This is a genomic window from Halomonas sp. 111 (assembly GCF_052379685.1).
Lineage (GTDB): Bacteria > Pseudomonadota > Gammaproteobacteria > Pseudomonadales > Halomonadaceae > Vreelandella > Vreelandella citrativorans.
Map to the genome: position 1 here is coordinate 77,430 of NZ_JBQSYV010000002.1, position 13,373 is coordinate 90,802.

Consider the following 13,373-nt stretch of genomic DNA (forward strand, 5'->3'; position numbering starts at 1 on the left):
TATTTTGATAAAATATTTTCGATCAAGACGCTGGAGAAGATTCCCTGTTATGGCCGCTAGTGATTTGAACGCCTCGCTTACCCAACGCCTTACCCAACGCATTCTAATTCTGGATGGCGGTATGGGGACCATGCTGCAAAATGCCCAGCTGAGCGAGGAAGACTTTCGTAGCGAACGCTTCAGCGATTGGCCGTCAGATTTAAAAGGCAATAATGACTTGCTGGCGCTCACCTGCCCCGACGTAGTGTCGCGTATTCACCGCGGCTACCTGGAAGCGGGTGCGGACATTATTGAAACCAATACCTTTAACAGTACGCGCCTTTCTCAAGCCGACTACGGCATGGAAGACATTGTTGTCGAGCTTAACCGTGAGTCTGCACGCCTGGCTCGGGAAGTGTGCGATGCGGTCGCGGCTGAAACCGGCGTGCCGCGTTTCGTTGCTGGCGTATTGGGGCCCACTTCACGCACTGCTTCGTTATCGCCGGATGTGAACGACCCGTCCAAGCGTAACGTGACCTTCGATGAGCTGCGTGAAAACTATTATGAAGCTGCTCAGGCGCTGATCGAGGGCGGCGCTGACCTGATCATGATCGAAACCATCTTCGATACGCTTAACGCCAAAGCCGCGATCTATGCACTTGAAGTGCTGTTTGAAGACCTTGGAAAGCGTCTGCCGGTCATGATTTCAGGCACGATCACCGATGCCTCGGGCCGGACGCTTTCCGGGCAAACCACCGAGGCGTTTTGGAACTCGGTTCGCCATGCCCAGCCGCTGTCAGTAGGCTTTAACTGTGCGCTAGGGGCTGAAGAGCTACGTCCTTACCTTGAAGAGCTATCCACCAAAGCCGATACGTTTGTCTCCGCACACCCTAACGCTGGCCTGCCTAACGAATTTGGTGAGTATGACCAAACGCCGGAGGAGATGGCGGCGATTGTTAGCGAGTTTGCCGAGAGCGGCCTGGTTAATATCATTGGTGGCTGCTGTGGCTCAACGCCTGAACATATTCGTGCAATTGCAGATGCGGTGCGTCCCATGGCACCGCGTCAAATTCCTGAGCGTAGCTCCGCTTGCCGTTTGTCCGGACTTGAGCCTTTCAACATTGATGCAGACTCGTTATTCGTCAACGTGGGTGAGCGTACTAACGTAACGGGTTCGGCGCGTTTCAAACGGCTTATCGTTGAAGAAGATTTCACCACGGCCCTGGAAGTAGCGCTTGAGCAAGTTGAGAACGGCGCGCAAATCATCGATATCAATATGGATGAGGGCATGCTGGAGTCGCAGGAAGCCATGGTGCGCTTTCTAAATCTGATCGCTGGCGAGCCGGATATTGCCCGCGTGCCAATCATGATCGACTCGTCCAAATGGGACATTATCGAAGCAGGCCTAAAATGCGTTCAGGGCAAGGCCATTGTTAACTCGATTTCTTTAAAAGAAGGCGAAGCGGCGTTTCGTGAGCAAGCCACCAAATGTCGTCGCTTTGGCGCGGCTATCGTGGTCATGGCCTTCGACGAGGATGGTCAAGCCGATACGTTCGCACGCAAGACGGAAATCTGTGAGCGCGCCTACCGCCTACTGGTCGATGACATCGGCTTTCCGGCCGAAGATATCATTTTCGACCCCAACATCTTCGCCATTGCCACAGGCATCGAAGAGCACAACAACTACGCCGTCGACTTTATCGAGGCGTCTCAGTGGATTCGCGAAAACCTGCCCCATGCGATGATTTCAGGCGGCGTTTCTAACGTCTCTTTCTCATTCCGGGGCAATAACCCGGTACGTGAGGCGATCCACTCGGTGTTCCTGTATCACGCTATCCGTGCGGGTTTGAGCATGGGGATCGTTAACGCCGGGCAACTTGCGCTATACGACGACTTACCCGCCGAGCTTCGCGATGCCGTGGAAGATGTTGTGCTGAATAAGCGCAGCGACGGCACCGAGCGCTTGCTGGAGCTGGCAGACAAGTACAAGGGTGACGGTAGCGGCCCGGCCAAGAAAGAGGACCTTGAGTGGCGTGATTGGCCCGTTAATAAGCGCATCGAACACGCGCTGGTGAAAGGCATCACGGCCTATATCGAAGACGACACCGAAGAAGCTCGCGTTCAGGCCGAGCGCCCTATCGAGGTCATTGAAGGGCCACTGATGGATGGCATGAACGTTGTCGGCGACTTGTTTGGCGCCGGTAAAATGTTCCTGCCCCAGGTAGTGAAATCCGCGCGGGTCATGAAGCAGGCGGTTGCCTATTTGATCCCGTATATCGAAGCGGAAAAAAACGAAGGCACTCAGGCCAAGGGCAAAATTGTCATGGCCACGGTTAAAGGCGACGTTCACGATATCGGCAAAAATATTGTTGGCGTGGTGCTGCAGTGTAATAACTACGAAGTTATTGATCTTGGCGTAATGGTGCCTGCCGAGAAAATTCTTCAAGCCGCGATTGACCACAACGCCGATATTATTGGCCTCTCGGGGCTGATTACGCCGTCGCTCGATGAAATGGTACATGTAGCCAAGGAAATGCAGCGCCGAGGCATGAACCTGCCGCTGCTGATTGGTGGCGCGACGACCTCCAAAGCGCATACGGCCGTTAAAATTGAGCCACAGTATGAGCAACCGGTCATTTATGTAACCGATGCTTCACGCGCGGTAGGTGTCGCCGGCCGATTACTCGCCCCCAACCTAAAAACGGCGTATGTCGCGGAAATTCGTGAAGAGTATGTCAAGGTGCGCGAACGTAACGCCAAGCGGCGCCCTAAAGCGGCGGACCTGGATTACACTCAGGCGCGCAAACGTCGTTTCCGCACCGACTGGAACACCCAGACGCCGGCTGAACCCAAGCTCCTGGGCCTCAAAACGTTCGATAACTATGACCTTGAAGAGCTGATCGAGCGTATCGATTGGACGCCCTTCTTCATGAGCTGGCAGTTAGCGGGTAAGTACCCAAAAATTCTTAACGATGAGGTCGTGGGCGAAGCGGCGCGCAACCTGTTTGCCGATGCGCAAGTCATGTTGCGCAAGCTTGTCGATGAAAAGCGCGTTCAGGCTCGGGGCGTTATCGGCCTGTGGCCGGCCAACAGTGTGGATGATGACGTCGTTGAAGTGTATGCCGATGAATCGCGCAGTGAGGTCATCGAGCGCCTTCACCATATTCGCCAGCAAACCACCAAGGGTCGTGACGGTATCTGCTACAGCCTGGCGGACTTTATTGCGCCTAAAGAGAGCGGTAAAGCCGACTGGATCGGCGGGTTTGCGGTTACCGCCGGCCATGGCGTTGACGAACTTACCAAGGCGTATGAAGCGGCAGGTGATGACTACAACGCGATTTTGGTTCAAGCACTTACCGACCGTTTGGCAGAGGCCTTTGCAGAGCGCATTCACGAGCGGGTACGTAAAGAGTTCTGGGGTTACGTGCCAGAAGAAACACTGGATAACGACGCGCTGATAGCAGAAAAATATCAGGGCATTCGCCCCGCCCCCGGCTATCCTGCCTGCCCGGACCACACCGAGAAAGGCACCTTGTTCAAGCTGCTTAACGCCACAGAAAATACCGGCCTTGCGCTAACCGAAAGCTACGCCATGTGGCCAGCCGCTGCCGTTGCGGGTTGGTATTTTGCTCATCCGCAGTCAAAGTATTTCTCGACGGGCAAAATCACTCGTGACCAGGTAGAAGCAATCGCTGAGCGTAAACAGATGCCGTTTGAGGAAATGGAGCGCTGGCTATCGCCGGTGCTCTCTTACGACCCCAGTTGATATGGCGTTAGCAACTCGACGCCACGGCCAAGTCGTTCGCTTGGCGCTACCGATCATGTTGGGCATGCTTTCTCAGAGCATGCTCAACATCATTGATGCCGCACTGGTGGGCCATTTAGGCCAGGTCGCGCTGGCGGGTGTGGGTGTGGGTGGTTACGCCATGTTTATGCTCACCGCCTTGGTGTTTGGTCTCTCTTCAAGCGTTCAATCGCAAACGTCCCAGCGCCTTGGAGCGGGCTGTGAGTATTCGGCTCAGCCTTTACAGGCAGGCGTTGCGGTTGGCCTGGTAGTTGGGCTGCCGCTATCGCTGCTGGCCTGGTGGCAAGCGTCTGCCCTGCTGCATTTGATAACGCAGGTGCCTGAGATTCAGCACGTGGCGGTTGATTACTTTCGCTGGCGCGTTGTTGCGCTTACCGCTATTGCATTAACGCTATGTTTTCGTGGTTATTGGAATGGCCGCCAACAAACCCACCTTTATCTGCGCATCATTATGGTTGTTCAGCTGTTTAACGTAGCGGCCAGTAGCGGGCTGATCTATGGCCTGTTTGGGCTACCTCGTATGGGGGCAAGCGGCGCAGGCGTAGGTACAACTCTCTCGATGTTTTTAGGCCTTTTTATCTGGCTTTGGGTCACTGTAAGACAGCGCGACCAGAATGGCTTTTTGTTCAGCCTGCCGTCGCTTGATACGCTGCGCACAACGCTAGCACTTGCTCTGCCTCATTCCCTACAGCAGATATGTTTTGCGGCGGGCTATGTGGTGCTTTTTTGGTTGTTAAGTCGTATGGGGAGCGCAAGTGTTGCGGTTGGGCATGTGTTGGTTAACTTGTCATTATTGCTAATCCTGCCGGGTGTGGGTGTGGGCGTTGCTGCCATGAGCCTGGTAGGCGAAGCATTAGGCCAGGATGATCAAAGGGCGGCCCATCGGTGGGGGCTGGATGCGCTGGGCGTTGCCGGTGTGCTGCTCACCCTCTTGGCACTGCCAATGCTCGTATTCCCGATGCAGGTACTCAGCATTTTCTTTTCCAGCCCCGAGCTTATCGCCCTGGGCACGCTGCCCTTACAAATTACCGGTGCAATGATTGTGCTGGATGCGGCGGCGCTGGTGCTGGCTCAGGCATTGATGGGCGCTGGCGCGCAGCGTACGGTGATGCTGCTGACCTTAAGCATGCAGTGGCTTTTGTTTCTGCCCCTTGCCTGGTGGGTTGGGATTGGTTTACAACAAGGCCTGCTTGGGGTTTGGCTGGTACAGATAGTTTATCGGCTTGCCAACTCGGCGGGTTTTTTATGGATTTGGCAGCGTAAGCGCTGGCTAGCTCCCAATGTTTTAAATATCGTTTAGCGATAAAAAGATAATTATATATTCTTTTGTAGAATATGAAACACGCGTTAAGGTAACACTACATTAATGTCCGCCTTGACGTGACCATTTCGCTTTTTAGCAGGATCGTGCCACATGTACCGTTACGATATTCACGACCAAACGCTTGTTGATGAGCGCGTTGCTCAATTTCGCGATCAGATGAACCGCTATCTGGCGGGTCGACTCAGCGAAGAAGAGTTTCTTCCTTTGCGGGTACAGAACGGTTTATACGTTCAGCGCTATGCTCCCATGCTGCGGATCGCCATTCCCTACGGCATGCTGGCTTCCTATCAGTTGCGTAAGTTGGGGGACCTAGCGCGTGACTTTGACCGCGGGTACGGTCACTTTACAACGCGTACCAACCTGCAGTTGAACTGGCCTAAGCTTGAGACGGTGCCGGATATGCTGGCGGAGTTGGCAACTGTCCAAATGCATGCAATTCAGACAAGTGGTAATGACATTCGTAATACCACGACTGATCAATTTGCAGGTATTGCGGAAGACGAAGAAGTAGATCCTCGCCCCTGGTGTGAGCTGATACGCCAATGGTCGACATTTCATCCTGAATTCGCTTATCTGCCGCGCAAATTTAAAATTGCCGTGACCGGCGCTGAGCAAGACCGTGCAGCCATTCAGGTTCACGATGTAGGGTTACGCCTATGGCGTGATGATGCGGGTGAAGTGCGCGTAAAAGTTCTCGCGGGCGGCGGTCTGGGCCGCACACCGCTAATCGGTGAAGTTGTTTGTGAAGACTTGCCTTGGCAGCACTTGCTTACGTATCTGGAGGCTCTGGTTCGCGTTTATAACCAGTTTGGCCGCCGGGACAACAAGTTCAAAGCACGGATCAAGATACTGGTCAAAGCGCTAGGTGTCGAAGAGTTTAGCCGCCGAGTAGCCGAGGAGTGGGCGCATCTTAAAGATGGCCCTCAAACCTTAACGCCTGAAAGTATTGAGCGGGTTGCAGGATACTTTGTTGATCCTGACCGCCGCCCGGTAAGTGACGACGCTATCGCGGCTATTGATGCACTGCGCCAGGAAAATCGTGCTTTTGGCCGTTTTATGACCAACAATGTTCAGGGGCATAAAGTTAAAGGCTATAAAGCGGTGACGCTGTCACTAAAACGCAGCGGCCATTCACCGGGTGACGTTACCTGGGAACAAATGCACCAGATAGCAGACCTGGCAGACAAATATAGCTTCGGCGAGCTTCGTGTAACTCACGAACAAAACCTGGTGCTTGGTGATGTACCTGCCGATCAACTGGAAGCACTATGGCACGATCTGGAAGCTCTAGGCTTGGCAAATCCCACGGTCGGTACACTGGCAGATCTTATCTGCTGTCCGGGGGGGGACTACTGCGCGCTTGCTAATGCGAAGTCAATCCCTGTGGCACAGTCAATTCAAGAACGCTTTGAAGACCTGGACTTCCTGTATGATCTCGGCCCGCTGGATCTTAATATTTCAGGCTGCATGAATGCCTGCGGACATCACCATGTAGGCCACATCGGCATACTAGGCGTCGATAAGAAAGGTGAAGAGTGGTACCAGATTTCGCTGGGTGGTGATCAAGGCAACAGTGCCGCTTTGGGCAAGATTCTTGGCCCATCCTTTAGCCGTGAAAATGTGCCTGATGTGATTGATAAGCTGCTAAACGTTTACGTGGGTGAGCGTCATAGTGGCGAGACTTTCCTGGACACTTACCGTCGTATCGGCCTGAAGCCTTTTAAGGAGCGCGTTTATGCTTAACCAGCCTTCTTCTGAAGAGAACCTGCCATTCGAGACAGATCTGGTAGAACGCCAACGTCCTTACCTGTTTCGCGGCCAAGAAACGCAGGATAGCTGGACGTTAGTACGCGATACTGAAACAAACGCAACAGTATCTGACGCGCATACCATCGTGCCGCTCTCAATCTGGCTTGATAGCACTTCAGAGGGCAAGCTGACAGCTCCCTGGTTGCCTGCGGATACCGAGCTGACACCAGAGTTGGCTGAACGCCTTTCAAGCGCGCCATTAATTGCAATCGATTTTCCAAAATTCACTGACGGCCGTGGCTATAGCCTGGCGCGCCTACTAAGGGAGCGCTATGCCTACCAGGGTGAAGTGCGTGCCATTGGCGATGTGCTGGTTGACCAGCTGTTTTTTATGACCCGCTGTGGATTTGACGGACTTTCGCTTCGAGAAGACCAGTGGGTCGAAGATGCTCTGCGAAATCTGCATATTTTTAGTCGCGCTTATCAGCCTGCGACCGATCAACCCGAGCCGCTGTTTCACTTGCGCCAACAGGCAACCAATAAGGTAGCTTCTTACGCTTGATAGCGAGACACACAGTGAATGCCCCTGCTTTCAGGGGCATTTTTGTTGTTATCCTTTCCTTTTTTGCTGGCGCTCACGGTTATTGGCTTTCGCCCGCTGGCTTTTGCGCAGCATCACCCACGTAGCGCCAAGCCCGCCTTCGGAAGGCTGGGCAGAGACATACGCCTGGACCTCTTCAAACTGGCCAAGCCACTTGGCTAGGTAAGAGCGCAACACGTTGGCTGGGCTGTCCAGTTCGCGCCCTCTTCCATGCACAATCATGACCGAACGCAGGTCATGCGCATAGGCTTCCTGAATAAACGGAAACAGCATGCGGCGACATTCAGCCAACGGCCGACGCAATAAATGAAGTTGTGCCTGTACGCTATATCCTCCATGCCTTAATTTATCGACAACGCCCTGCTGAATGCCTTCTCGACGGTATTCGATAGGATCAAAAGGGGGCAGTAAATCAACAAAGTCATCGGATAGAAAATTACGTTCACTAAGCTCTTCTTGAGCGCTTTCTCTGCGTGCAAGCTGGGCTGCAGAAGGCTTCCTCCGATGATTACCTGCGTCGGCCTGATTACTACGTGCCAACGGCGTTACATCACCCACAGAGGCTCGGAAATCCATATCATCACGAAGTGGCTGGTTCATTGCAGGCTCCTCCGATAAGGTCTACCTCTATCCTAGCAAACCATATCGTATTGCTTAAGCAGATTGCTCAACACTTGCTTAAGGGAGAACGGCACGCCAGGCTATCCCACTCAGGTTTTTAAAAGGGCAACGGATGGGCTGGGTTAAAAAAACAGTCGCTCTGGCAGGTTTATTACTGCTGTCAGCGGCCACATGGCTATGGCTAACCCTGTTAAGTCCCTGGCTCTATTCCCCGCCTGATGAGGTGCAAACGGTAGAACAACGCACACATCAGCTGTTTGTGTATGGAACGCTACGTTATCCACTGATTCGCTGGTTAGTCGCTGGCAGTTTAGGCAGTCCAGAACCGGCGGTTCTTCCAGGGTATCAGCGTCACGATCTGGACGTCGCTCCTCAGCCAGGTAGCCACGTCGAAGGCCTAAAATTAACCGTGACGCCGGAAGCGTTAAGGCGGCTTGATCGCTATGAACGCTTGGGCGTTCGGTACGAGCGCGTTAAAAAACGGTTAGCCGATGGAAGCGACGTCTGGGTTTACGTCAGATTACCCGAAACCAGCTACCATCTTTTAAAGCCATCTCCTGCCAAGTACATAGCTCTGATACCATAAGGCATCAGGCAGGGCTTTTATCGGCGTTCTTCCAGGACCAAGGAAAATTTATGAGTAACACCACCCCTTACGTATTGGTTCTTTATTACTCTCGCTCAGGGGCGACGGCCGACATGGCCCGTCAATTGGCTGCAGGTATTGAAAGCATTGCGGGTATTGAAGCGCGTTTACGCACGGTGCCTCCAGTTTCAACAACTTGCGAGGCCGTCGCGCCGGAAATCCCTGATGAGGGGGCGGTGTATGTTGAACTTGATGATCTGCGTAACTGCAGCGCGCTTGCCTTGGGTAGCCCCACGCGCTTTGGCAATATGGCCGCTCCCTTAAAGTATTTCCTGGATAGCACAAGCAGCTTATGGATGAACGGTGCTTTGGTCGATAAACCAGCTTGTGCATTTACATCGACCTCCAGTCTACACGGCGGCCAGGAAAGTACGCTGCTGACCATGTTAGTGCCTTTGTTGCACCACGGAATGGTCTATGCAGGTATTCCCTATAGTGAAACGGCCCTGTTAAGCACCCAAGGCGGAGGCACGCCTTACGGTGCCAGCCATTTGGCAGGCCCGCGTAGCGACCGTTCGGTGGATGAACATGAACGAGCACTATGCGTGGCACAAGGCAAACGACTGGCTAAACTAGCAGTAGCGCTTAATGCCATGCGCCAGGGGACATCATGAAGCAGTGGCTAACTAGCCTGGAGCAGCGCCACGGCATAAATACGTTAACACTGCGTGCTCGGCAGTGTGTATTGATCAGTTTTACGCTGCTCTTGCTGCTGGTTATTTATCGTGGCTTTACATTGCAAAGCGATACGTTTGATTGGCGGCCTATAGTGGCCTTTATTTTACCGCTGGTGCTTTTTTTACCTTCCATTCTTGGCCAGCGTGCACGTGGCCATGCCTGGCTCGCCTTTGTCAGCCTTCTCTACGTTACACAAGGTGTCATGCTAGCCGCTGTACCCGGGCAAACGGTGCATGGCATTGTGGAAGCGCTCGTATCGCTGGCACTTTTTGTAGGTTGCATGGGGTACGCACGTTTTCGTAGCCAACAACAGCGCCAAACAGGTAAGTGAACGTTTTGGGCGTTATCTAAAGAGTGACGAACGTTATTAAAATTCAGGGTATTATTAAAACTTAGGGAGTTCCGCTAATGACTCGCAACATAGCCGACATTCGGCGTGATTACGAAGGTGGCAGGCTTGATGAAACCCATGTCACTCAAGGGCCTTTCGTGCTGTTTGATGAGTGGTTTAGCCTGGCCATGGAGAAGGAGGACAAAGACGCCAATGCCATGACGCTTGCAACAGTGGATAGCCAAGGGCGGCCGCATGCACGCGTTGTATTGCTGAAAGGATTTGATGAGCAAGGTATGGTGTTTTACACCAATTATCATAGCCATAAAGGTAGTGAGCTGAGCAACGTGCCGTTTGCGGCAATGACGTTTTGGTGGCCATCACTTGCTCGCCAAGTGCGTATTGAAGGTTCCGTCGAACAGGTTGCGCCGGATGAATCGGATGAGTACTTTGCCAGCCGCCCTCGCGGTAGCCAGTTAGGCGCCTGGATTGCAACGCAAAGCGTTGTCATTCCTGATCGTAACTGGATTGAGGAGCGTCAGAAGCGCTTTGAACAGGCCTATGAGGGGCAAGAAATCCCGCGGCCCATCCATTGGGGCGGCTACCGCCTGCAACCTGACATGATTGAATTTTGGCAGGGCCAGCCCAGCCGACTACATGACCGTATACGTTTCGAGCGTCGCGATGGTGGAGAGTGGAGCCAGTTCCGCTTGGCCCCATAACCCTATAAAGATCGCTCATTATTGTTCAGCGCAGGTCTGTTTCGGTGATACGTTAATTAGGCAGGCCTGCTGTAGTGGTGATGTAGAGGTGGTGCACTTGGCCGGGTTAATAGGGCAGACTTTCCAGACGAAGGCGCTGCCACTCGCTTTCGGGCTCATTTAAGCGCAGGACAGCATCAATCACCTGTTCTTCCATGTTATAGCGGCACGTGAATCCCAAGTGTTTCATTAACGCCCGCATTGGGTGGTTATCGACCATGATTTTGCCTATCATTTCGAGCGTACCGATATGCGTGCAGTAATTGACCATCTTCTTCATCAGCAGGCTGCCAATCCCAAGCCCTTGTAAATCATCGCGGATGATCACCGAAAACTCGGTGCGTATATTGTCAGGGTCGTTCCACACACGCACAACGCCTAACATCTCTTTACGCCCATCTGCGTGCTGGTGCTCGGCGATAAATGCCATTTGTCGATCATAATTAATATGTGACAAAACCGATAAATCACGTTGAGTGAGGTTGGACTTATTGTGGAAGTAGCGGAAACGAATACTCTCTTCCGATAGCTGACGGTGAAAAGCGGTGATTAAAGGCGCATCTTCGGCCCTGATGGGGCGTACCTCTACCTGCCAGCCGTTTTTCAGCGTTACCCACTCTCGCAACTCTTCCGGGTATGGCATGATGGCAAAGCGCGCAGGCGTGCCTAAATCCATCGCAAAATCCACCGCCAGCATGCCATCACGATTAAGCAGTAACGGGTTGATCTCCAACCCTCGCAGATCCCCCAAATCAGATGCCATTTGCGAAAGCTTGACTAACAGCTGACATAGCCGCTGAATGTCGCGCTCAGGTTCAGCGGAGTGCTCACGAATTAAAGAGGCTGCGTGCGTCCTGCCGACGACGTCGGCCGCCAGGCTCATGTTCAACGGTGGCAGAGCGACCTGGCGGTCTGCCAAAATATTGACTTTATAGCCGCCAATACCAAACACAATCAGCGGGCCGAAAACCGGGTCGCGGGTAATTCCGGCACAAATCTGCATGGAGTGCTTACCCCGCTGCATAGGCTGTAAGCAGAACTCGCGAATAGTGTACTGGGGAAATTTCTCATGTACTTTATCACCCAGCTGACGTACCCCTTGCGCCACTTCAGCAGGCGTTTCCAGGTCTTGTAGCAGCCCGGCAGACATTTTATGGGGATGTTTACGGTATCGGTAAGGCCGGCAATTACCTTCATGAACCACTTTCAGAGCCATCGGCCCTTGGATTTTTTGAGCTGCGGATTCGGCCTCTTCAGGGTTGCTCAGATACACACTTGGCGCCGCAGGAATACCATACGCTTTAAGTACCTGGGCTGTTTCTGAATGACTGAGTGTCTTTCTCCCCTGCTCTTTTGCCTGGGTGATCAGCGACCGACACTGGGCACGTATTTCCGGGCTCGTTGAAAATGGCAGGCTAGGTGGAATTTCATGCAGCAAGGCTTGAACACGCTGGTAAATTACCATGTGCATGAAAGCCTTAACGGCTTTTTCCGGGGAAATATAGGTCGGTATACCCGCGATGTTGCAGAGATGGCGGGCATTAAGGGCTTCCTTCAGGCCCATCCAACTGGTCAGCAAGTTTCGCCGAAATTTTTTGCGATTATCAATTAGGGCTTGAGCCGTCATCGCTGAAGGTGCCAACCGTGTTGGGGCATGGACCACCAGCACCGCATCGACATTGGCATCAGCGGCCACAATTTCCAGCGCCTCAACAAAGCGTGCAGGAGTTGCGTTGCCACCCAGGTCAACCGGGTTTTCGCCGGGCTTACTTATATCGACTTGGCTTTTATGTAGCGCCGCTTGGGTTTCCTCACTAAACACGGCAAGCTTACCGCCTGCGCTAACCAGCTTATCAATCGCCAGCATGGCAGGACCCAAGCCATTAGAAACAATGGCTAACCGATCACCGCGCAGTGGCTTCATGCGCGAGAGCGTTTCCAGAGCATCCAATAGCTCATCAGAATCGTCAACCCTTACCACCCCAGCGCGTGCAAACGCCGCATCGAAAACGACATCACGGTTAGCAATACCCGGCGTAGGTGCCATCCCCGAAATATCGGATTGCGGCGTACGGCCGCTTTTAATGGCAAGTACCAAGCGGTTACGCGAAGCATCGCGCACAGAGGTCATAAAATGTTGTGCGTCACTCACCCTTTCCAGGTGTAATAAGATGGCCTGAGCGGGTGAAAACTGGTTCACGTAGTCGATTAAATCCGGCAACAAAACATCGACGCTATCCCCCACCGTAATCAAGTGAGAGAACCCCACATCGCGCCCAGCGGCCCAATCAATCATGGCGTTGGCAAGCATGCCCGATTGGCCCAGGTACGCAACACGGCCCGCTTTGACAGGCTGGCTGGCGTAAGAGGCATTCAAACGCTTGCTTGGGACGATGACACCCATGCACTCTGGGCCCAACACTCGAATACCTGAGGCGATAGCGGCTTTTAACATCCGCTCACGAATAGAGCCTGTATTGTCGCTATCGCGGTCCAGGTAGGCGCCTCCGGAAAGCACCAACGCGGCTTTCACACCAAACTCGCCCAGGCGTTTAATTAATTTGGGAACGCCTTTAATCGGCGAGCAAACAACCGCTAGGTCCGGCACTTCGGGCAAATCCGCTACACTGCTGAAACAGGGCACGCCGAATACTTGGTCATAACCTTTTGGATTGACCGCCCACAGGGTGCCTTTAAAGCCCCCCTCTTGCAGGTTATTCAGCACTAGCCCACCCAGCGAGGCCGGTTTTTCAGAGGCGCCAAACACGGCTAGCGTGCGAGGTTCAAAAAAATGATGCAAAAAGCGCGTACTCAAAATTGAGCCTCCCCTGAAGTAAATAACGACGGTGTACGACTTATTGACACTGTCGCGCAAGCC

At 53.2% G+C, this 13,373-nt stretch carries 10 protein-coding genes; 8 read left to right on the forward strand and 2 right to left on the reverse strand.

Going from position 1 to position 13,373, the window contains the following annotated elements; genetic code table 11:
* Positions 1-49: 49 nt before the first annotated feature.
* From metH to ACT3T7_RS01795, 4 genes are all read left to right on the forward strand, one after another.
* The gene (gene metH / locus ACT3T7_RS01780) at positions 50-3,745 is read left to right on the forward strand and encodes a methionine synthase (protein WP_444629874.1); all 3,696 of its coding nucleotides are present in this window, start codon (positions 50-52) and stop codon (positions 3,743-3,745) included.
* A 1-nt stretch (position 3,746) separates the two neighbouring features.
* Positions 3,747-5,084, forward strand: coding sequence for an MATE family efflux transporter (locus ACT3T7_RS01785; protein ID WP_444629875.1), 1,338 nt, complete (start codon positions 3,747-3,749; stop codon positions 5,082-5,084).
* A 114-nt stretch (positions 5,085-5,198) separates the two neighbouring features.
* Positions 5,199-6,851 carry a nitrite/sulfite reductase gene (locus ACT3T7_RS01790; protein WP_172116641.1) on the forward strand — a complete coding sequence of 551 codons (1,653 nt, stop codon included), beginning with the start codon at positions 5,199-5,201 and terminating at the stop codon, positions 6,849-6,851.
* Complete coding sequence (locus ACT3T7_RS01795; RefSeq protein WP_172116642.1) at positions 6,844-7,419, forward strand: DUF934 domain-containing protein; 576 nt, start codon at positions 6,844-6,846, stop codon at positions 7,417-7,419. Before ACT3T7_RS01790 ends, ACT3T7_RS01795 begins: the two co-directional genes overlap by 8 nt.
* Before the next feature lie 48 nt (positions 7,420-7,467).
* Here the strand turns inward: ACT3T7_RS01795 and smrA are convergent, their stop codons facing one another.
* Positions 7,468-8,058: a DNA endonuclease SmrA gene (smrA, locus tag ACT3T7_RS01800; RefSeq protein ID WP_172116643.1), complete on the reverse strand. Its 591-nt coding sequence runs from the start codon at positions 8,056-8,058 to the stop codon at positions 7,468-7,470.
* A gap of 133 nt (positions 8,059-8,191) precedes the next feature.
* On the opposite strand from smrA, the gene ACT3T7_RS01805 reads away from it, so the two are divergent.
* The 4 genes from ACT3T7_RS01805 to pdxH all read left to right on the forward strand — a co-directional run bounded on the left by ACT3T7_RS01805 (position 8,192) and on the right by pdxH (position 10,456).
* Entirely contained in the window at positions 8,192-8,665 is a 474-nt protein-coding gene (locus ACT3T7_RS01805) for a gamma-glutamylcyclotransferase family protein (RefSeq protein ID WP_441679312.1), read from the forward strand.
* Positions 8,666-8,715: 50 nt separating this feature from the next.
* The gene (gene wrbA / locus ACT3T7_RS01810) at positions 8,716-9,339 is read left to right on the forward strand and encodes an NAD(P)H:quinone oxidoreductase (protein ID WP_444621639.1); all 624 of its coding nucleotides are present in this window, start codon (positions 8,716-8,718) and stop codon (positions 9,337-9,339) included.
* On the forward strand, positions 9,336-9,734 hold the full coding sequence (locus ACT3T7_RS01815) for a DUF2069 domain-containing protein (protein ID WP_172116646.1): 399 nt from the start codon (positions 9,336-9,338) through the stop codon (positions 9,732-9,734). Before wrbA ends, ACT3T7_RS01815 begins: the two co-directional genes overlap by 4 nt.
* Before the next feature lie 77 nt (positions 9,735-9,811).
* Positions 9,812-10,456 (forward strand): pyridoxamine 5'-phosphate oxidase, encoded by a 645-nt coding sequence (gene pdxH / locus ACT3T7_RS01820; RefSeq protein WP_172116647.1) that lies wholly within the window; start codon positions 9,812-9,814, stop codon positions 10,454-10,456.
* Positions 10,457-10,562: 106 nt separating this feature from the next.
* Here the strand turns inward: pdxH and ACT3T7_RS01825 are convergent, their stop codons facing one another.
* The gene (locus ACT3T7_RS01825) at positions 10,563-13,310 is read right to left on the reverse strand and encodes a bifunctional acetate--CoA ligase family protein/GNAT family N-acetyltransferase (RefSeq protein ID WP_444629876.1); all 2,748 of its coding nucleotides are present in this window, start codon (positions 13,308-13,310) and stop codon (positions 10,563-10,565) included.
* Positions 13,311-13,373 lie beyond the last annotated feature (63 nt).

What these genes read in the sequence shown, in the direction of transcription:
- ACT3T7_RS01785 (WP_444629875.1), top strand. Translation starts at nt 3,747, where the DNA reads ATGGCGTTAGCAACTCGACGCCACGGCCAAGTCGTTCGCTTGGCGCTA.
- pdxH (WP_172116647.1), top strand. Translation starts at nt 9,812, where the DNA reads ATGACTCGCAACATAGCCGACATTCGGCGTGATTACGAAGGTGGCAGG.
- ACT3T7_RS01795 (WP_172116642.1), top strand. Translation starts at nt 6,844, where the DNA reads ATGCTTAACCAGCCTTCTTCTGAAGAGAACCTGCCATTCGAGACAGAT.
- wrbA (WP_444621639.1), top strand. Translation starts at nt 8,716, where the DNA reads ATGAGTAACACCACCCCTTACGTATTGGTTCTTTATTACTCTCGCTCA.
- ACT3T7_RS01790 (WP_172116641.1), top strand. Translation starts at nt 5,199, where the DNA reads ATGTACCGTTACGATATTCACGACCAAACGCTTGTTGATGAGCGCGTT.
- ACT3T7_RS01815 (WP_172116646.1), top strand. Translation starts at nt 9,336, where the DNA reads ATGAAGCAGTGGCTAACTAGCCTGGAGCAGCGCCACGGCATAAATACG.
- ACT3T7_RS01805 (WP_441679312.1), top strand. Translation starts at nt 8,192, where the DNA reads ATGGGCTGGGTTAAAAAAACAGTCGCTCTGGCAGGTTTATTACTGCTG.
- smrA (WP_172116643.1), bottom strand. Translation starts at nt 8,058, where the DNA reads ATGAACCAGCCACTTCGTGATGATATGGATTTCCGAGCCTCTGTGGGT.
- metH (WP_444629874.1), top strand. Translation starts at nt 50, where the DNA reads ATGGCCGCTAGTGATTTGAACGCCTCGCTTACCCAACGCCTTACCCAA.